This is a genomic window from Nocardioides sp. ChNu-99 (assembly GCF_029493445.1).
Classification (GTDB): Bacteria; Actinomycetota; Actinomycetes; order Propionibacteriales; family Nocardioidaceae; genus Nocardioides.
The window spans coordinates 1-17,784 of record NZ_JAHWBL010000003.1 but is presented as its reverse complement, the minus strand read 5'-3'; the positions used below and the strand labels follow the sequence as shown (position 1 = coordinate 17,784).

The window sequence follows — 17,784 nt, the reverse complement described above, 5'->3', positions numbered from 1 at the left end:
CGACTCAGCCGAACCAGCGGTCGAGCTCGACGGCCGCGCCGTCGTCGGCCACGGTGTCCGTCACGGCGTCGGCGGCCTCGCGCACGGCCTCCACCGCCTGGCCCATGGCCACGCCACGGCCCGCCCACGCGAGCATCTCGACGTCGTTGCGCCCGTCGCCGATCGCGAGCACGTCGGCCGCGGTGAGGCCCAGCGCCTCGCACGCGTGGGCGAGGCCCGACGCCTTGTGGACCCCGACCGGGGTGAGGTCGAGCCAGGCGGTCCAGCCGACGACGTAGTCGGTGCCCTGCAGACCGAGTCGGGCGCCGAGCGCCACGAAGTCCTCGGCCGTGGCCTCGGGGTCGCGGATGATGACGCGGCTGACCGGCTCCGCGACCATCGTGTCGAGCTCGGTGACCCGCAGCTCGCCGTCGAGCTCGCCCGGGGGGAACGGCGCGTTGACGTGGTAGCCGCCGCCGTCGCGGTCCTCCACCGCCACGAGCGCGCCGGGGTGGTGCTCGAGCACGGCTCGGACCGCCTCGCGGGCGTCGAACGTCTCCTCGTGCACGATCTCCAGCGGGGCCCACCGCGTCAGCACGGCGCCGTTCGACGCGACGACCCACAGGCGGTCGTCACCGTCGGGCGTGGGCTGCCCGCGCAGGCCGAGCAGCTCGGCGACCGGGGTCATCGAGTGCACCGAGCGGCCGCTGGCCAGCACCACGTGGGCCCCCGCGTCGAGGGCGCGCTGCACCGCGGCGCGCACCGCGGGGGCGACCTCCTCGTGGGTGGTGCCCGAGCCGTCGACCCACTTCAGCAGCGTGCCGTCGATGTCGAGCGCGACGAGGCGGGGACGCCAGCCGTCCCCCGGGGTGGGGCCGGCCACGTCAGGCACCGACCGGCGTCAGCAGCTCGCGGCCGCCGAGGTACGGGCGGAGCGCGGCCGGGACGCGCACGGAGCCGTCGGCCTGCTGGTGGGTCTCGAGGATCGCGACGATGGTGCGCGTCATCGCGCAGAGCGTGCCGTTGAGCGTCGCCACCGCGCCGGTGCCCTCGGGGAAGCGCCCGCGCGTCTCGAGCCGGCGCGTCTGGAAGTCGGTGCAGTTCGACGTCGACGTCAGCTCGCGGTACTTGCCCTGCGTCGGGATCCACGCCTCGCAGTCGAACTTGCGCTGCGCCGAGAGCCCGAGGTCGCCCGCCGCCACGTCGATGACCCGGTAGGCCAGCTCGAGCTTGTCGAGGAAGTCCTTCTCCCACTGCAGGAGGCGCTGGTGCTCCGCGTAGGACTCCTCGATCGTCGTGTAGACGAACATCTCGACCTTGTCGAACCAGTGCACGCGGATGATGCCGCGCGTGTCCTTGCCGTGCGAGCCGGCCTCCTTGCGGAAGCAGGGGCTGAACGCGGCGTAGCGCAGCGGCAGCGTCGCCCCGTCGAGGATCTCCCCCGAGTGGTACGCCGCCATCGGCACCTCCGAGGTGCCGACCAGGTACATGTCCTGGCCCTCGATCCGGTAGACGTCGTCGGCCGCCTGGCCGAGGAAGCCGGTGCCGGCCATCGCCTCGGGCTTCACCAGCGCCGGCGCGATCACCTCGGTGAACCCGGTGGCGTGCGCCTGGTCCATCGCCATGTTGACCAGCGCGCGCTCCAGCTGCGCGCCGACGCCCGTGAGGAAGTAGAACCGCGAGCCCGACACCTTGGCGCCGCGGTCGAGGTCGATGGCGCCGAGCATCCGGCCGAGCTCGACGTGGTCGCGCGGCTCGAAGCCCTCGGCGGCGAAGTCGCGCGGCGTGCCGACGGTCTCCAGCACCACGAAGTCGTCCTCGCCGCCGGCGGGCGACTCCTCGGCCGCCGGGTTCGGGATGGCGAGCAGCGCCTCCTGCCACGCCGCCTCGGCCTCGCCCTGCGCCGCCTCGGCGGCCTTCACCTCGGCGGAGAGCTCGCGGGTGCGCGCCAGCAGCTCCTGCTTCTCCTCCGGCGCCGCCTTCGGCACCAGCTTGCCGAGCTGCTTCTGCTCCGCCCGCCTCGCCTCGAACGTCGCGATGGCGGTGCGCCGCGCGCGGTCGGCGGCGAGGGCCTCGTCGACGACGGAGTCGGACAGCCCGCGCTTGGCCTGCGCGGCACGGATCCGGTCGGGGTCGTCACGGAGGAGGCGGGGATCGATCATGGGGCGAGGCTATCGGGCCCGGCCTGCCGCGCGGGCCGCGCGTCGCGCGCCCGGTGGGGGGTACCGGCGCGGGCGCGGACGTGGGGGCGGCCACGGCGTCGCCGGGCCCGGTCGCGGAGCCCGCAGCAGGCATACTCTCCAGGGCTCCCGTGCGCGCCGGGCCCCGCGGCGGGGAGCCCCGTCGTACCCGCCCGACAGCCGTCCGCAGCCCCGCCCGACAGCCGCCCGAGGAGGCCCCGTGCTCGACCGTTCCCGCACCCTGCAACTGGGCTGGGCGCTCACGTGCTTCCTGCTGCTGGCGCTGGTCGGCACCCTGGCCGTCGGCGAGTGGGGACCGGTCGCCGCGCTCGACAACCGCGGCGAGGGCGCCCAGTCGTGGCGCACCGAGGTGTCGTGGCTGCGCGACGTGCTGGGGGTCGTCGAGCTCGTCTTCGGGACCGTCGGCCTGACGATCATGACCGCGGTCCTGGCGCTGCTGCTCGTGCGGGCCCACCGCCGGGCGGCGATCTACGTCGTCGTCGTCATGCTCGCGACCTCGCTCGCGACGACCGGCATCAAGCTCGCCGTCGGTCGCCCGCGGCCCGAGTGGCAGGACGTCGTCGGCACGCTCGGCACCAACTCGTTCCCGTCGGGCCACGTGTCGGGGGTGAGCGCCCTCGCCGGCGTGGGGCTCGTGCTGGCCGTGATGCTGGCGCGCCGGGCGGGGGTACGCCGCCTCGTCGCCACCCTGGGCCTGCTCGCCGTGCTGGCCGTCGCCGCGGACCGGGTGCTGCTGGGCCGGCACTACCCCACCGACGTGCTCGGCGGCGTGCTGCTGGCGGCCGGGATGGTGCTGCTCGGCATGGTCGTCGTCTCCCCGCTGCCCCGCAGCACCGCCGGGAAGGTCGAGCCGCTGCCGGAGGTCTTCACCTCGACCCGGCGACTCGCCGTCGTGCTCAACCCCATCAAGGTCGAGGACGAGGACGCGTTCCGCGCCGTCGTGACCCGCCTGGCGCTGGAGTCGGGGTGGTCGGAGCCGACCTGGTACCTGACGACGATCGAGGACCCCGGCACGGGCATGGCCGAGCAGGCGGCCCTCGCGGGCGCCGACCTGGTCCTCGTGTGCGGCGGGGACGGCACCGTGCGCGAGGTCTGCGCCGAGCTGGCCGGCACCGGCGTGCCCGTCGGGATCATCCCCGCGGGCACCGGCAACCTGCTGGCCCGCAACCTCGACATCCCCCTCTACCTGCGCTCCGCCATCGACGTGGGGCTCAACGGCCAGGACCGGGCGATCGACCTCGTCGCGGTCTCGGGCGACGGCATCGAGGACACCCACTTCATGGTGATGGCCGGCATGGGCTTCGACGCCGCGATCATGGAGGGCGTCAACGAGGACATCAAGAAGAAGGTGGGCTGGCTCGCCTACGTCATCTCCGGGCTGCGCTCGCTCATGTTCCCGGCCGTGCGCGTCGAGATCACCGTCGACGACGGGGAGCCGACCGTCCACCGCGCCCGCACGGTCGTCGTCGGCAACGTCGGCTCGCTGCAGGCCGGCATGCCGTTGCTGCCGAGCGCCTCGATCGACGACGGTCTGCTCGACGTCGTGCTGCTGCACCCCCAGCGCTTCGTGTCGTGGATCCCGCTCGCCCTGCGGATCGTCGCCAAGCTGTCGCGGGTCGACGACACGATCAACCGCTTCACCGGCCAGCGCATCGTGGTGCGCACCCACACCGACACCCCCCGCCAGCTCGACGGCGACTCCGTCGGCTCCGGGCGCGAGCTGCGGATGGAGTGCATCCACGGGCGCGTGCTCGTGCGCGTCCCCCGCTGAGCCGCCTCCGCGAGCCGCCGCGAGCCGCCCCCGGCGCTCGAGTCGTCAGTCGGCGGCGGGAGCGGGGGCGCCGAGCCCCTCGACGTGCCGCTCGCGCACCAGCTCCTCGGCGATGTCGAAGAGCTTGCGGTTCTGCTCCTGCGACAGCCGGCGGAGCACCTCGAAGGCCACCGCCTCCTCGAGGTCGAAGCGCTCCATGACGATCCCGATGGCGGCGCCGATGGTGGTGCGGCGGTTCATCGCCTCGAGCATCCGGTCGACGTTGCGGACCGCGGCCAGGGCCACGGCGCCGTGCGCCGCGATGGCCTGCGCGCTCTCCCGCTCCTCGTGGTCGAAGCCCCCGACCGCGTCGGAGTAGAGCGTGAGCACGCCGATCTGGTCGCGGTTGGTCCGCAGCCGCACGCTCAGCAGCGACCGGGCCCCGAGGGTGCGCACGACCTCGGCCGACCAGCGGGGCCAGCGGCTCTCGGCAGCGAGGTCGTAGGAGTGGACCAGTGCCACCTCGCCGACGACGTCCACGCACGGCCCCTCCCGGAGGGCGCGCTGCAGGTCGTCGAGGGCCTGCAGGCGCGGGTCCGTCACGGCGGAGGGCACGGGAGCCGCCGGGGTGACCGGGGTGGCGTGGTTGGCCTGGCCCTCGGCGGGCGCGGACGGCACGAGGCTCGCGCTGGTGCAGGACTCGACCAGGTCGACCGCTGCAGCGACGACGTGCTCCTGGACGGCCTCCACGCTGCGCAGGGAGTCGAGCTCCCGGGCCAGCTCCGCCATCCGGCGCCCCAGGTCGGAGACACGCACGTCGAGCACCTTCGTCCGCAAACCAGGGCACAGCTCACCCTCGGCTGCCTGCTCAACCGCAGGGGGGAGTTTCCCAGCGACGACCCGCGCAGGCAAATGCTCCACCCCTCGGATGCCGGTTCTCACCCCGACGGGTGGGACGACCCGGGGGTCAGGGCCGGGCGGCGCCGATCGCCTCGAGCTCCTCGGGGGACAGCTGCTGCTCGCTCGTCCAGCCCGTCACCGTCTTCGCGTAGGTGCGGGCCTCGCTGCGACCGTGGATGGAGGTCACGACGGTGCCGTGGCCCTGGTCGTCCAGCAGCGCGAGGCTCCACGACAGGTGCCCGCCCATGTCGCCGTGCGCGTCGTACCGCACCACCGCGAGGTGCCGCAGCGCCCCGGTCCCCTCGGCCCGCAGCGCCGCCACCTCCTGACGGAGGCCGAGCACGTCGGCCGGGACGCCCTCGACGGGCGCCGGACGGGCGGTACGGCGCAGCGCCGCCACCGCCGTACCGAGGGCGGCGAGGGCGACGAGCAGGGCGAGGGCGGCGACGATCCACACGCCCGCGACCCTAGCGGCCGGAGGGCCCGCCTCAGTCGAGGTAGAGGTCGATGCCCATCTCCGGGTCGTCCACGTCCCCGGCGACGGCGCGCCACCGCCAACCCGGCTCCGCCCTAGGCTGGCGCGCATGAGCACGACGCCGAGCGCCGCCCCGTCCGCCGTACCCGCGTGGGGAGCCGACAGCGAGGTCGGACGCCTGCGCACCGTGATGCTCCACCGCCCCGGCAACGAGCTGAAGCGCCTCACGCCCCGCAACAACGACAAGCTGCTCTTCGACGGCATCCCGTGGGTCGGCCGGGCGCAGGAGGAGCACGACGCCTTCGCGGAGGCGTTGCGGGCGCGCGACGTCGAGGTGCTCTACCTGACCGAGCTGCTGACCGAGACCTTCGCGAGCCCCGAGGCCCGCGCGCAGGCCATCACCTCGGTGCTGACCAGCCTGCACCTCGGCGACACCCTGCGCTCCTACCTCGCCGACGCGCTCGCCGACGCCAGCCCCGAGGAGCTGACGACGACGCTCACCGCCGGCATCCGCAACGACGAGGTGCGCGGCGGCCACGGTCTCGTGACGTCGCTGCTGGCGCCCGACGACTTCCTCGTCGACCCGCTGCCCAACCTGCTCTTCACCCGCGACTCCAGCGTGTGGGTGCGTGACCGGGTGGCCGTCACGAGCCTCGCGATGCCGGCCCGCGCCCGGGAGACGCAGCTGACCGAGCTCATCTACGGCCTGCACCCGCGGTTCGCGGGCACGCAGCGCATCCACGGCTGGCACAACGAGTACGTCGAGGGTGGCGACGTGCTGCTGCTCGCGCCCGGCGTCATCGCGGTGGGGGTGGGCGAGCGCTCGACCCCCGCGGGTGTCGAGCGCCTGGCGCGCCAGGCCTTCTTCGCGGGTCTCGCCCACACCGTGCTCGCCGTGCCGATCGCGCAGGAGCGGGCGACCATGCACCTCGACACGGTGTGCACGATGGTCGACGTCGACAAGGTGGTGATGTACCCCAACGTCGCCGACAGCCTGCGCGCCCACGCCGTGACCCTCGCCGGCGGGCCCGGTGCGGCCGAGGGGGCCGCCGACGAGGCGGCGCTGGAGCTGGCCGTCGCCCCGCCCGAGCCGTTCCTCGTGGCGGCCGCACGGGCCATGGGCATCGACGTCCTCCACCAGATCGACACCGGCCTCGACCCCGTGACCGCCGAGCGCGAGCAGTGGGACGACGGCAACAACACCCTCGCCCTCGCCCCGCGCGTGGCGGTGGCCTACGAGCGCAACGACGAGACCAACGCCCGGCTCGAGGCGGCCGGGATCGAGGTCGTCCGGATCGCCGGCTCCGAGCTGGGCTCGGGCCGCGGCGGGCCGCGCTGCATGAGCTGCCCGGTGCTGCGCGAGCCGCTCGCCTGAGCGGGTCGCCGGCGACCCGCCAGCGACCCCGACGGCGACCCGCCCGGCACCAGCCGGGTACCGGTCGCTGTGAGCGAACACTGCTTTACACCGACCGTTCGCTCCGCGAAGATCCGGCGGAGGGCTCCGCGAAGATCCGGCGGAGGGCTCCGCGAAGATCCGGCGGAGGGCTCCGCGAAGATCCGGCGGAGGGCTCCGCGAAGATCCGGCGGAGGGGAGCAAGGACCGGCGCCGAACCTCGGCGCCGGCGAACGCGAGAGGTAGCCACATGTCTGTCTTCGACGCCCTGAGCCCGGCCGAGATCGAGAAGGTCAAGGCCGCCGGGACGACGCTCCCGCTGCCGGCGGGCTGGTCGCCCATCAGCGAGCGCACCGGCGCCGACAAGGCCTACGTCATCCTCGAGGGCGAGGTCTCGGTGCGGAAGGGCGGCACGGAGATCGCCACCCTCGGCCCCGGCGACATCATGGGCGAGATGGCGATCATCAACCACACGTTGCGCAGCGCGACGATCGTGGCGCTGACCCGCCTGAAGGTCGTGCACCTGTCGCCGGAGGCCATCGAGAAGCTGGACGCCTCGGTGCCCGCCTTCGGCGAGGCCGTCCGCGCCGCCGCGGCCGCCCGCGTCGGCGACGACGGCTGAGCGCACCCGGGCCCGTGCCCCCCGCCGAGGAGCCCCTCGACGCGCTCGTCGCACCCGAGGCCGCCGAGGACCCCGAGGTCGGAGAGGTCGGCGAGGTCGGAGAGGTCGAGGACGTCGGCGAGGGCCGTGAGGTCCCCGACGTCCGCGCCCAGGTGCGCGCGGTGGAGACCGGGCTGCTCGGCGGTGAGCCGCACCTGACCCGTCGGCAGGTGGCGGAGCGCGTGGGCGTGCCGCTGAGCCTCGCCGAGGAGCTGTGGCACCGCCTCGGCTTCCCCCACCACGCCGACGACGACGTGGCGTTCACCGACGCCGACGTCGAGGCGCTCTCCCTGGCCCGGGACCTCGTGATGCTGGGCATCCTCGACGCGGGTTCGCAGGCCGCCATGGTGCGCACGTGGGGCCGCAGCTTCGCCCGGCTCGCCGAGTGGCAGACCGACCTCCTGGCCCGCCTCGCGCTGTCCGCGGAGGACCCGGGCCAGCGCATCACCGAGCTGACCGACGAGGTGCTGCCGCGCCTGGAGGTGCTGCAGAGCTACATCTGGCGCCGGCACCTCGTCAGCGCCGCGAACCGCATCCTGACCCCGACCGGGCCCGACCCGGACGCGAGCCGCGCGGGCGACCCCACGGCGTACCTGGCCGTCGGATTCGTCGACATCGTCGGGTACACCAGCCGCAGCCGGACGCTCTCGGAGCCGGAGTTCGTCACCTGGATCGAGTCGTTCGAGGACGTCGCGACGGCCGAGGTGACCGACCGCGGCGGCCGGGTGATCAAGGCGATCGGCGACGAGATCCTCTTCGTCACCGACGACCCCGTGCAGGCCGCCGAGGTGGCCCTCGCGCTCACCACCCGCGGCGCCGACGCCGACGACCCGTTCCCCGAGGTGCGGGCGGGGCTCGCGTACGGCGAGGTGGTCATCCGCCTCGGCGACGTCTACGGCAGCACCGTCAACATCGCGGCCCGGCTCACGTCCATCGCGCGCCCCGGCACCGTCGTGGTCGACAGCGGACTGCAGGAGGTGCTCACCAGCCTCGCCGCGGCCGCCGAGGACCCCGAGGACCCCGACGACCCCGAGGGTCCCGACGACCCCGAGGACCCCCACGGGGGCGGGCGCGACGACGTGCTCCGCCTCGCGGCGCAGCTGACCGACGAGGCGCGCCACCACGCGCAGGAGGCGCTCGCCCTGCTGACGGGCGAGGCCGCTCCCGCCCACCTGCCCTACCGCTTCCGGCGCATCCGACGCGCCACCCTCAAGGGGTTTCCCGGGGTGCGCGGTCGGGTACTGCGCAGGGCCGAGCCCGGACGCTAGGCTCGCGGCGGCCTCGGGGCCGAGCGGGTCGTGGTGGCGGGTGCGGTGACGTGCGTCGAGACGGGCCCCCCGGGGCCGTGAGAGCCAGGGCGCCTGGCGGCAGGAGGAACGGATGGCCCAGCTCGTGGCCCAGAAGCGGGTGCTGCTCGCGGACCTCACGGGCGACTCGATCCGGGCGATGTCCGGCTCGATGGTCGCCTACCAGGGCCAGGTCGAGTTCAAGAGCGCCGGCATGGGCGGGGGTGGCGGCTTCCGGGCCGCGATCCGCCAGCGCGTCGCCGGCGAGTCGATCTCCCTCATGGAGTGCACGGGCCACGGCCGCGTCCACCTCGCCTACCAGGCGCAGGACGTGACGGTCATCGGCGTGCAGAACGACACGGTGACGGTCGAGTCGGAGCACGTGCTGGCGGTGACGCGCGACCTGCAGCTCGACGTGCAGTTCGCCGGCCTGCGCGGCATGACGACCGGCCAGGGTCTCGCGACCACCAAGGTCAGCGGCTCCGGTCAGCTCGCCATCGTCTCCGACGGGCCGCTCATCGGGCTCGACGTCGCCCCGGGCCAGCCGGTGGTCGTCGACCCGGACGCGTACGTCGCGGGGCTGGGCCAGCTGCAGATGTCCCTGGTCTCCGGGGTCACGTGGCGCTCGCTCGTCGGGGAGGGCGGCGGCGAGCCGTTCTCGCTGCGCTTCGAGGGCCACGGGCGCGTCTACATCCAGCCGGCCGAGCGCTGAGGGGGGCGTCGTGACGTACGAGCAGGTCAACTCCAAGGTCGTGCGGGTGCCGGTGACGCAGTCGCGTCCCGTGCTGGCCCGCCGGGGCTCGATGCTGGGCTACTCCGGCCAGGTCTCCTTCCGCCCCGTCGCGGGCCAGGGCCAGGGCGTGCGGTCGATGGTCGGCGCCGCGCTGGCGGGCGAGTCGACGGCGATGATGGTCACCGAGGGCGACGGGTCCGTGCTCTACGGCTTCCGTGGTCTCTACACGACCGTCGTGCAGCTGACGGGCGACTCGATGGTGGTGGAGGCCGACCGCCTCCTCGTCCACGACGCCCACCTGCAGACCAGCATCGAGATGGTCGGGCAGGGCGGCGTGCGGCAGATGGCCCGCGGCGCCGTGACCGGTCAGGGCCTCTTCACCACGCGCGTGTCCGGGCAGGGCACGGTCGTGCTGCTCTCCCACGGCGGCACGTTCCCGATCCAGCTGAACGGGGACACCGTCGGCGTCGACCCGCAGGCGTACGTCGCGCACACCGGCGCGCTGCAGGTCGAGCTCAAGCAGTCGCTCGGCATGCGGGACCTCATCGGCCGCGGTTCGGGCGAGGCGTTCCAGCTGCACGTCTCGGGTCACGGCGTCGTGCACGTCCAGGCCTCGGAGGAGAAGTTCTGATGATCGACGGACTCGGCACGGCGTCGTACGACGCCCAGAGCCTCCCGGCCGACGACAACGTCAACCCCTACGCGTTCTCGATCGCGCTGGCGGGCGAGTGGTTCGTCTCCAAGGGCGCGATGATCGCCTACTACGGCAACGTCGACTTCGCCGGCGTCAGCCAGTACGCGTCGCGGGCCAGCTGGGTCGCCGCCCGCTTCTCCTCCCCCATGTACGCCGACGAGTGGGTCGTCGCGAGCGGTCAGGGCAAGGTGGTCGTCGCCGACCGCGGCCACGACGTGAACTCCTACGACCTGGAGGACGGCAACCTCACGATCAAGCAGGCCAACCTGCTGGGGTTCGCCCCGACGCTGGAGCTGAAGCAGTCGATCGTGCCGGGGTTCGTCACCCTCATCGGCACCGGCAAGTTCCTGGCCTCCTCCAACGGCCCCGTCATCTTCGTCGAGCCGCCGTTCCGCGCCGACCCCGAGGCGCTGCTCGGCTGGTCGGACTGCCCGTCGCCGAGCCAGCACTACGACCACCACTGGATGGCGCAGTCGTTCATGGCGGGGGTACAGGGGATGCTCGGGCGCGAGTCCGGCGAGGAGCGCCAGTACGACTTCACCGGCGCCGGCACGATCCTGCTGCAGAGCTCGGAGAAGCTCGTCGTCGACGCGGCCCTCCTGCGCACGGTGGAGAGCCACACGAACCTGCTCGACGCGCAGTCGGCCGGCGCGCTCGGGCAGCGGTTGATCGCCCGCTCCCAGCAGGGCGGGCGCTGAACGGGCACTTCCGTGCCCACCGGTCCGTTAGAACTGGCACCAGGGAGACCCGGGTCGACCGACCCGGGTCACGCAACGCGAAGGGAACCGCAATGGGAGTCTCGCTCAGCAAGGGCGGCAACGTCTCACTGTCGAAGGAGGCCCCCGGCCTCACCGCCATCGACATCGGTCTCGGCTGGGACGTCAACACGTTCTCCGGCGCCGACTTCGACCTCGACGCCTCGGCCATCCTGGTCGGCTCGAACGGCAAGGTCGTCTCCGACCAGCACTTCATCTTCTTCAACAACCTCGCCTCCCCCGACGGCTCCGTGAACCACGCGGGTGACAACACCACCGGCCAGGGCGAGGGCGACGACGAGGTCATCAAGGCCAACCTCGCCTCCGTGCCCGCCGAGATCGAGCGCATCGTCGTCGCGGTCTCGATCTACGACGCCGAGGGTCGCAGCCAGAACTTCGGCGCCGTGCGCAACGCGTTCATCCGCGTGGTCAACCAGGCCAACGGCTCGGAGATCGCCCGCTACGACCTGACCGAGGACGCCTCCGTCGAGACCGCCATGGTCTTCGGCGAGGTCTACCGCAACGGCGCCGAGTGGAAGTTCAAGGCCGTCGGCCAGGGCTACGCCTCGGGCCTGCGCGGCATCGCGTCGGACTTCGGCGTCAACGTCTGAGGCTGCGCCCCCGGCGCACCACCGGAGCGGCGTCCGCCGTACCGGAGGAGGAGCCGGCGATCCCACCCACGCGGTCGGGGTCGCCGGTTCCTGCGTCTCCCGCTGCGGCGCGCACGAGGGGGCCGGGGAGGAAATGTAGAAGTCCGGCCGCTGCTGACGGGGGATACAGCAACGACCGGACGAGGGTGAATCTACTGACCTCGGGGCCCCGAGGCAACTTCCGCGGGCAACGTCCCGCATCCCGGTCCAGACGGGCGGCGGCCGTCAACGACGCGGGAAATCGGTCGGTCTCCGCTCAGCGAATCGTGACCTGACGGCCCGCCAGCGCGGAGCGCACGGAGCGCTGCTCGGTGGTCAGCGGGGTGCTCTCGGCGAGCGCGTCGTCGAGCCGGGCGGCGAAGGCGGTGGCGGCGTCCTCGAGCACGTCGGCGCCCGTGCCCGACGGCAGGTCCCACACCGGGGTCAGCAGGCCGTGGGCGCGGAACATCCCGACGAGGCGCGAGCCCTCGGCCACCTCGTCGGCGCCCGCGGCGTGCAGCCGGGCGAGGGCGTCGAGCAGCTCGTCCTCCGGCTGCGGCATGGCCCAGCGCAGGTGCTCCTTGGTGCGGACGTCGGTCCAGTACGCCGCCGTCACGCTCTCCAGGCGCCGCGTGGGCGTCATCTGCGCGTCGGCCTGCTCCGCGGCGGCCGCGACGGCGCCCGACTCGTCGTCCACCACGTCGGCCCAGTAGCCGAACGTCGGGTGGACCGTGATGTCGAGCGGGCCGTCGACCAGCAGGTCCTGCAGCCGCGGGCCCTCGCCCGGGTCGCTCGTGAGCCCGACCGTGCCGGAGTCGCCGGCCTCCGCGTAGGCGAGCGCGTCCGTCAGCACCGCCCCGAGGTCGCGGGACGGGTCGCCGAAGCCGTGGAGCACCTGCAGCGCGAGCACGACGCGGCCGTCCGCGCCGACGTACGCCGGGGCGGCCCCGGGCAGCAGGGTGGCGAGGAGGACCTCGCGGTCGCCCCCGTCGCGCAGGGTCAGGGGCGCGGTCGCGGCCGGGACGAGCTCGCGCAGCGCGACGAGGTCGCACTCCGAGGCCAGGCCCTCGAAGGGTCGGCGCACGAAGACGGGCGGCGGGCCGTCGGGCGAGCCGTGGCAGGCCTTGTAGCGGCGGCCCGAGCCGCACGGGCAGGGCTGCCGGGGCCCGACCTCGCCGGGGGTGGTCTGCTGGTCGCGGGCCTTGGTGCGGGAGCGCTTCGCCATGCGGGCCACCCTAGGTCGTGCGGCGCGGTGGGGCCGCCGGCGGGCACGGTCGCGTCGGGCGCGGTCACGTCGGGGCGGCGTCCACCAGCTCCCGCAGCGCTCGCGGGCGGTCGGTGATGACGGCGTGGGCGCCGATGTGGCGGCACAGGTCGAGCTGGGCGCGGTCGTTCACGGTCCACACGTGCACCTCGTGCGGCCCCAGCGCCAGCCGCTCGGCGAGCCCGGGGTGCTCGCTCAGCTCGTCGATGCCGGGGCCCACGCCCCAGTCGCTGCCGATCATCCGGCGCAGCGCGGGCCAGTAGTGCGCCTGCTCGAAGAGCTGGACGACGCGCAGGTCGGGGGCGAGCCGGCGTACCCGCTGCAGGGCGGTGTGGGAGAAGCTCAGCACCCGCACGGGGGCGTCCGCGCCGTCCCAGCCGAAGTCGCGCAGCAGCTCGACGAGGCGGCGCTCGACGAGCCCGCCGTACCGGGTCGGGTGCTTCGTCTCGATGGCCAGCTCGACGGGGCGGGCGTGGTCGGCGGCGACCTCCATCAGCCGGCGCAGCGTCAGCACGCCGTGCTCGGCGGGGTCGAGGTCGGGCGCCTCGTCGCCGAGGACGGTCCAGGGCCGGTGGCGGGCGGCGACGTCGAGCTCGTGGAGGTCCGCGAGCTCCATGGTGGAGACGATGCCGGGGCGGCGACCAGGGCGCGGCAGGAACCGGTCGTGGACGAGGACGAGGTGACCGTCGGCGGTGAGCCGCACGTCGCACTCCAGGCCGTCCGCGCCGGCGTCGAGGGCGGCGACGAAGGCGCCGAGGGTGTGCTCGGCGGCCACGTCCGTGGCACCGCGGTGGGCGACGACGAGCGGCCTCATCCCGCCATTGTCAACCCGCCCGTCCGCCCGCCGGGCGCGCCGGGGCGTGTCGTCCCCGGCGCGGCGGGGCGCGCGGTCGCTAGGGTCGGGTGCCAGCGACCACACGAGGGGGGCCCATGTCGGGAGCAGGGACGACGTCCGTCGAACGACGGATCAGCCGGTACGTCGAGGAGGGGCTCGGCGCCGTCACGGGCTGGTTCGAGACGGAGTCGGCGGAGGTGATCGCCTCGCTGCTGCGCCACCAGCTCGCCGCCGGCACGCAGGGCGACGTCGCCGAGATCGGCGTGCACCACGGGAAGTCGTTCCTGCTGCTCGCCAACGGCGTGCGGCCCGACGAGCGGGCCGTGGCCCTCGACGTCTTCGACGACCAGCACCTCAACGTCGACCAGTCGGGCAAGGGCGACCGCGCCGTCTTCGAGCGCAACGTCGCCGCGTGGGCCGACCCCGACCGCGTGGTCGTGGTGCAGGGCTCGAGCACCGACGTGGCCCCCGACCGGGCGGTGGAGACGTTCGGGCACGTGCGCCTCTTCTCCGTCGACGGCGGGCACACCAGCGGCATCACGTGCCACGACCTGCGGCTGGCCGAGGCGTGCCTCGTCGACGACGGCGTCGTGGTGCTCGACGACATCTTCAACCCGCACTGGCTCGGCGTGCTGTCCGGCCTGCGCGACTACCTGGCGACGAGCAGCGCCCTGCGACCGTTCGCGGTCTCGGCCAACAAGCTCTACCTGGCCCGGCCGGACGCGACCGGCCCGCTGGTGGCGCACCTGCGCGAGGACATGGCCGACCTGCTCGGCAAGCCGGAGGTCGAGTTCTTCGGCGCGCTCGTCGACGTCTACGGGATGGGCTCGCCGCGTCGCCGCCGGGCCGCCGCCGAGGCGGCCGCGCGCGCGAAGGACGGGTCGGCGCAGGAGCAGCAGCTGCGCGACGACCTCCAGGAGGGCCGGGCCCGCCTGGCCACGGTGCAGCGCGAGCTGGAGGAGGCGCGGCGCGCGCTCGTGGCCTGCCGGCAGGCGGCGGTCGACGCGCAGCGCCGCGTCGACGCCATGACCGGGTCGACGTCGTGGCGCGTCACCGCGCCCGTGCGCGCCGCGGGCGGCTGGGTGAAGGCGCGGCGCAGGGGCTGAGGGCGGCGTACCCCCACCGGGGCCCGGTGCTGCGGTGCGGGGCGCCGAGCTGCGCGCGGCTCAGGCGTCGCGGCCGCGGAGGAACCGGGCGAAGTGCGGCACCGTGAAGGCGATCTGGCCGCGCTCGGCGGAGTAGACGAGACCCTTCTTGATGAGGCCGTCGCGGGCGGGGCTGAGCGACTGCGGCTTGCGTCCCAGGTGCCGCGCGATGTCGGCGGTGGCGACGGGGCCGTCGCCGGTCTCCAGCGCGAGGTCGGCCATCGCGACCATGTAGTCGCGCTCGGCGGGGGTGGCGCGCTCGTAGCGGACGCCGAAGAACCCGCGGCCCAGCTCGGCCTCCGCCTCGGGGGCGGCGGCGTGGACGTCGGCGAGGCGCACCGGGTCGGCGACCGCGGCGTCCCAGGTGACCTTGCCGTAGGCCTGCACGAAGTAGGGGTAGCCGTCGGTGAGGCGGTAGAGCTCGTCGAGCGCCTCGGGCTCGAACGTGACGCCCTCCCCCGCGGCCGGCACCGTCCAGGCCCGCTCGGCCATGGCGCGCGGAAGGCGGTCGACCTCGACGTACGCGAACAGGCGCTCCGCGTAGGAGCGCGACGCCGCGAGGGCGGCCGGGAGGTGCGGCAGGCCGGCGCCGACGACGACCAGCGGGGCGCCCTGCTGGCTGATCTCGTGGCAGGCGCCGCACAGGGCGGTCAGCTCGGGCAGCGGCACGTCCTGCATCTCGTCGAGGAACAGGCCGATGCCGACGCCGAGGTCGCGGGCCAGCGCGGCCACGTCGGTGAACAGCTCGAGCAGGTCGAGCTCGAGGTCGCCGGAGTCGGCGCGGCCCTTCGTAGCCGGCACGTCGGCGAGGTGGGCGCCGGGCACCCAGCGGCTTCCGGCGCGGTCGCCGCGGCCGGTGGCCAGGGCGAACGACTTGAGCACGCCGGCGACCTCGTCCACCCGGTCGGGGTCGCGGTGGCGGTGGGCGACCTCGCGCACGGCGGCGTGCACGGCCTGGGCGACCTGCAGCCGGATGCTGACCTCGGGCCGCGCCTCGATCTTGCCGGTGCCCCAGGCCCGGTTCACCGCCGCGGAACGCAGCGCGTTGAGGAGCACCGTCTTGCCGACGCCGCGCAGGCCGAAGAGCACCATGCTGCGCTCGGGACGCCCGGCGGCGACGCGCTCGAGGGTGACCTCGAACTGCTCCAGCTGGCGGTCGCGGCCGGCGAGCTCGGGCGGCCGCTGTCCGGCGCCGGGGGCGTAGGGGTTGCGCACCGGGTCCATGGCGAGGAACGTATCGGGGCGTCTAGCCCCGTTCGTAGAGACGCGCCGCAGCCTGCTGCGGCGGCCGCGGTCCGGCGTACGACGTGGGGTGCGGCACTAGGCTCGTGCCCATGCCCGAGCTGCCCGAGGTGGAGGCGCTGGCGCTCGACCTGAGCAGCCGGCTCGAGGGGCGCGCGGTCGCGACCGTGCACCTGGCGGCGTTCAGCGCGCTGAAGACGTTCGACCCGCCGCTGAGCGCGCTCGACGGCTCCTTCGTCGAGGGGGTGTCGCGGCACGGGAAGTTCCTCGACATCGGCGTCGGGGGGCTGCACCTGGTGCTGCACCTGGCCCGCGCGGGCTGGGTGCGCTGGCGCGACGAGGTGCCCGCGGTGCCGCCGCGGCCGAGCACGAAGTCGACGCTCGCGGCGCGCATCGTGCTCGACGACGACACGGGCCTCGACGTGACGGAGGCCGGGACGCGCAAGAGCCTCGCCATGTACGTCGTGCGCGATCCCGCCGACGTCCCCGGCATCGCCCGGCTCGGGCCCGACCCGCTGTCGGCCGAGTTCACGCGGGACACGCTCGCCGACATCCTCACCGCGGCCGGGCGGGCGCAGGTCAAGGGCGTGCTGCGCGACCAGTCGACGATCGCGGGCATCGGCAACGCCTACTCCGACGAGCTGCTGCACGCCGCGCGGCTCTCGCCGTTCAAGCCGGCGAACAGCCTGACCCCGGAGCAGGTCGACCAGCTGTTCGCCGCCATCGACGCCGTCGTGGGCGACGCGGTCCGTCGCTCGCGCGGCCTCGCCGCCAGCGAGCTGAAGGGCGAGAAGAAGTCGAACCTGGCGGTCCACGGCCGCACCGGCGAGAAGTGTCCCGTCTGCGGCGACGTCGTGCGCGAGGTGTCGTTCGCGGACTCCAGCCTGCAGTACTGCCCCACCTGCCAGACCGGCGGCAAGCCGCTCGCCGACCGGCGGATGTCGAAGCTGCTGAAGTAGGGCGCGGCCCTGGCCCGCCCGAGGTGGCCCGCGGGTCGTACCGTTGCCGCATGGTCTCCATCCCCACCGTCGGCATCGACGGCGTGCCCCACCCGCTGCCCGAGGGCCTGCCCGTGCTCGACGTGCGCGAGCCGTCGGAGTGGGCCGCCGGCCACATCGAGGGCGCGCTCCACGTGCCGCTCAACGAGCTGCCCGCCCGGCTCGACGAGGTGCCGACCGAGCAGACGCTCGTCGTGTGCAAGGCCGGCGGCCGCTCCGGCCAGGCCGTGGCGTGGCTGACGCAGCAGGGCCGCGACGTCGTGAACCTCGACGGCGGCATGCTCGACTGGGAGGCCGCCGGCCGCCCCGTGGTCGCCGACGGCGACGCCGCGCCGTACGTGGCGTGAGGTAGCGGGCGGGGTCGATCCGCCCGCACCGTCGCCGGTCCGTGGCCGGTCGCCCGCCCGTGTAACGCGGTGTCCGGGCTACTGCACACGCGTCAGGCGGCGCACCCAGACACGTCAGCACCGCGTCAGACGTCAGCACCGCGGCAGATGGCGGTGGAGTAGGGCGGCACGCGGCGTCGTGTCGGGACGCGGCGCTGGCGCGCCACCCCGCTCCCGGTTCGGTGGTCGAGGTGGCCGCGCGCTGGGCCCGGTGGTCGAGGTGGCCGCGCGCTGGCCCGGTGGTCGAGGTGGCCGCGCGCTGGCCCGGTGGTTGAGGTGGCCGCGCTAGCTGTGATGTCCAGGGACGTTGGTCAGCCTGGTGATGGGTGGTTGGCCGCCGATGGCGGTGTGGGGCCGGTGGTGATTGTAGAAGTGCAGCCAGGTCTCGAGGGTGTCGTCGCGTTGCTGGGTTGAGGGGTAGTGGCGGGCGTAGGCCCAGCCGTCGGCGAGGGTGCGGT

The 17,784-nt window shown here is 74.3% G+C and carries 19 protein-coding genes; 11 read left to right on the top strand and 8 right to left on the bottom strand.

Annotated features, from left to right (window positions below; all coding sequences use genetic code 11):
• Positions 1–4 precede the first annotated feature (4 nt).
• A complete protein-coding gene (locus KK617_RS01905) occupies positions 5–862 on the bottom strand; it encodes an HAD family hydrolase (RefSeq protein WP_277497709.1) in 858 nt (285 codons plus the stop codon).
• Between the two features lies 1 nt (position 863).
• A complete protein-coding gene (serS, locus tag KK617_RS01900) occupies positions 864–2,141 on the bottom strand; it encodes a serine--tRNA ligase (RefSeq protein ID WP_277497708.1) in 1,278 nt (425 codons plus the stop codon).
• 238 nt (positions 2,142–2,379) lie between these two features.
• Here serS and KK617_RS01895 point away from each other — a divergent pair, with 238 nt between their 5' ends.
• A complete protein-coding gene (locus tag KK617_RS01895; RefSeq protein ID WP_277497707.1) occupies positions 2,380–3,951 on the top strand; it encodes a YegS/Rv2252/BmrU family lipid kinase in 1,572 nt (523 codons plus the stop codon).
• 45 nt (positions 3,952–3,996) lie between these two features.
• On the opposite strand, the gene KK617_RS01890 is transcribed toward KK617_RS01895, so the two are convergent.
• Together KK617_RS01890 and KK617_RS01885 are read right to left on the bottom strand one after the other, a co-directional pair.
• The gene (locus KK617_RS01890; protein WP_277497706.1) at positions 3,997–4,746 is read right to left on the bottom strand and encodes a GAF and ANTAR domain-containing protein; all 750 of its coding nucleotides are present in this window, start codon (positions 4,744–4,746) and stop codon (positions 3,997–3,999) included.
• A gap of 151 nt (positions 4,747–4,897) precedes the next feature.
• Complete coding sequence (locus KK617_RS01885) at positions 4,898–5,287, bottom strand: DUF4446 family protein (RefSeq protein ID WP_277497705.1); 390 nt, start codon at positions 5,285–5,287, stop codon at positions 4,898–4,900.
• Between the two features lie 127 nt (positions 5,288–5,414).
• Between KK617_RS01885 and KK617_RS01880 the strand changes: the two genes are divergently transcribed.
• From KK617_RS01880 to KK617_RS01850, 7 genes are all read left to right on the top strand, one after another.
• Positions 5,415–6,680: an arginine deiminase gene (locus tag KK617_RS01880; protein ID WP_277497704.1), complete on the top strand. Its 1,266-nt coding sequence runs from the start codon at positions 5,415–5,417 to the stop codon at positions 6,678–6,680.
• A gap of 268 nt (positions 6,681–6,948) precedes the next feature.
• Positions 6,949–7,320: a cyclic nucleotide-binding domain-containing protein gene (locus tag KK617_RS01875; RefSeq protein WP_277497703.1), complete on the top strand. Its 372-nt coding sequence runs from the start codon at positions 6,949–6,951 to the stop codon at positions 7,318–7,320.
• Positions 7,321–7,334: 14 nt separating this feature from the next.
• The gene (locus tag KK617_RS01870; protein ID WP_277497701.1) at positions 7,335–8,627 is read left to right on the top strand and encodes an adenylate/guanylate cyclase domain-containing protein; all 1,293 of its coding nucleotides are present in this window, start codon (positions 7,335–7,337) and stop codon (positions 8,625–8,627) included.
• A gap of 112 nt (positions 8,628–8,739) precedes the next feature.
• Positions 8,740–9,357, top strand: a complete 618-nt coding sequence (locus KK617_RS01865) for an AIM24 family protein (protein WP_277497700.1) — start codon at positions 8,740–8,742, stop codon at positions 9,355–9,357.
• 10 nt (positions 9,358–9,367) lie between these two features.
• The gene (locus KK617_RS01860; RefSeq protein WP_277497699.1) at positions 9,368–10,009 is read left to right on the top strand and encodes an AIM24 family protein; all 642 of its coding nucleotides are present in this window, start codon (positions 9,368–9,370) and stop codon (positions 10,007–10,009) included.
• On the top strand, positions 10,009–10,770 hold the full coding sequence (locus KK617_RS01855; protein WP_277497698.1) for an AIM24 family protein: 762 nt from the start codon (positions 10,009–10,011) through the stop codon (positions 10,768–10,770). The genes KK617_RS01860 and KK617_RS01855 overlap by 1 nt, the downstream gene beginning before the upstream one ends.
• A gap of 92 nt (positions 10,771–10,862) precedes the next feature.
• Positions 10,863–11,438 (top strand): TerD family protein, encoded by a 576-nt coding sequence (locus tag KK617_RS01850; protein WP_277497697.1) that lies wholly within the window; start codon positions 10,863–10,865, stop codon positions 11,436–11,438.
• 295 nt (positions 11,439–11,733) lie between these two features.
• Here KK617_RS01850 and KK617_RS01845 read toward each other — a convergent pair whose 3' ends face one another.
• Complete coding sequence (locus tag KK617_RS01845) at positions 11,734–12,681, bottom strand: DUF5926 family protein (protein ID WP_277497696.1); 948 nt, start codon at positions 12,679–12,681, stop codon at positions 11,734–11,736.
• Between the two features lie 64 nt (positions 12,682–12,745).
• A complete protein-coding gene (locus KK617_RS01840; protein ID WP_277497695.1) occupies positions 12,746–13,534 on the bottom strand; it encodes a glycerophosphodiester phosphodiesterase family protein in 789 nt (262 codons plus the stop codon).
• Positions 13,535–13,650: 116 nt separating this feature from the next.
• On the opposite strand from KK617_RS01840, the gene KK617_RS01835 reads away from it, so the two are divergent.
• Positions 13,651–14,661 (top strand): class I SAM-dependent methyltransferase, encoded by a 1,011-nt coding sequence (locus KK617_RS01835; RefSeq protein WP_277497694.1) that lies wholly within the window; start codon positions 13,651–13,653, stop codon positions 14,659–14,661.
• 60 nt (positions 14,662–14,721) lie between these two features.
• Here the strand turns inward: KK617_RS01835 and KK617_RS01830 are convergent, their stop codons facing one another.
• Positions 14,722–15,924: an ATP-binding protein gene (locus KK617_RS01830; RefSeq protein WP_277497693.1), complete on the bottom strand. Its 1,203-nt coding sequence runs from the start codon at positions 15,922–15,924 to the stop codon at positions 14,722–14,724.
• A gap of 110 nt (positions 15,925–16,034) precedes the next feature.
• On the opposite strand from KK617_RS01830, the gene KK617_RS01825 reads away from it, so the two are divergent.
• Together KK617_RS01825 and KK617_RS01820 are read left to right on the top strand one after the other, a co-directional pair.
• Complete coding sequence (locus KK617_RS01825) at positions 16,035–16,901, top strand: DNA-formamidopyrimidine glycosylase family protein (protein WP_277497692.1); 867 nt, start codon at positions 16,035–16,037, stop codon at positions 16,899–16,901.
• A gap of 50 nt (positions 16,902–16,951) precedes the next feature.
• On the top strand, positions 16,952–17,287 hold the full coding sequence (locus tag KK617_RS01820) for a rhodanese-like domain-containing protein (protein ID WP_277497691.1): 336 nt from the start codon (positions 16,952–16,954) through the stop codon (positions 17,285–17,287).
• Between the two features lie 324 nt (positions 17,288–17,611).
• Here KK617_RS01820 and KK617_RS01815 read toward each other — a convergent pair.
• Positions 17,612–17,784 (bottom strand): integrase core domain-containing protein (locus tag KK617_RS01815; protein ID WP_277497804.1); only part of this gene is annotated, 173 nt, incomplete at its 5' end.

Bases quoted from the DNA above. Each gene is read 5' to 3' on its own strand.
- serS (WP_277497708.1), bottom strand. From the start codon at position 2,141: ATGATCGATCCCCGCCTCCTCCGTGACGACCCCGACCGGATCCGTGCC.
- KK617_RS01825 (WP_277497692.1), top strand. From the start codon at position 16,035: ATGCCCGAGCTGCCCGAGGTGGAGGCGCTGGCGCTCGACCTGAGCAGC.
- KK617_RS01845 (WP_277497696.1), bottom strand. From the start codon at position 12,681: ATGGCGAAGCGCTCCCGCACCAAGGCCCGCGACCAGCAGACCACCCCC.
- KK617_RS01865 (WP_277497700.1), top strand. From the start codon at position 8,740: ATGGCCCAGCTCGTGGCCCAGAAGCGGGTGCTGCTCGCGGACCTCACG.
- KK617_RS01850 (WP_277497697.1), top strand. From the start codon at position 10,863: ATGGGAGTCTCGCTCAGCAAGGGCGGCAACGTCTCACTGTCGAAGGAG.
- KK617_RS01880 (WP_277497704.1), top strand. From the start codon at position 5,415: ATGAGCACGACGCCGAGCGCCGCCCCGTCCGCCGTACCCGCGTGGGGA.
- KK617_RS01820 (WP_277497691.1), top strand. From the start codon at position 16,952: ATGGTCTCCATCCCCACCGTCGGCATCGACGGCGTGCCCCACCCGCTG.
- KK617_RS01875 (WP_277497703.1), top strand. From the start codon at position 6,949: ATGTCTGTCTTCGACGCCCTGAGCCCGGCCGAGATCGAGAAGGTCAAG.
- KK617_RS01840 (WP_277497695.1), bottom strand. From the start codon at position 13,534: ATGAGGCCGCTCGTCGTCGCCCACCGCGGTGCCACGGACGTGGCCGCC.
- KK617_RS01830 (WP_277497693.1), bottom strand. From the start codon at position 15,924: ATGGACCCGGTGCGCAACCCCTACGCCCCCGGCGCCGGACAGCGGCCG.
- KK617_RS01855 (WP_277497698.1), top strand. From the start codon at position 10,009: ATGATCGACGGACTCGGCACGGCGTCGTACGACGCCCAGAGCCTCCCG.
- KK617_RS01835 (WP_277497694.1), top strand. From the start codon at position 13,651: ATGTCGGGAGCAGGGACGACGTCCGTCGAACGACGGATCAGCCGGTAC.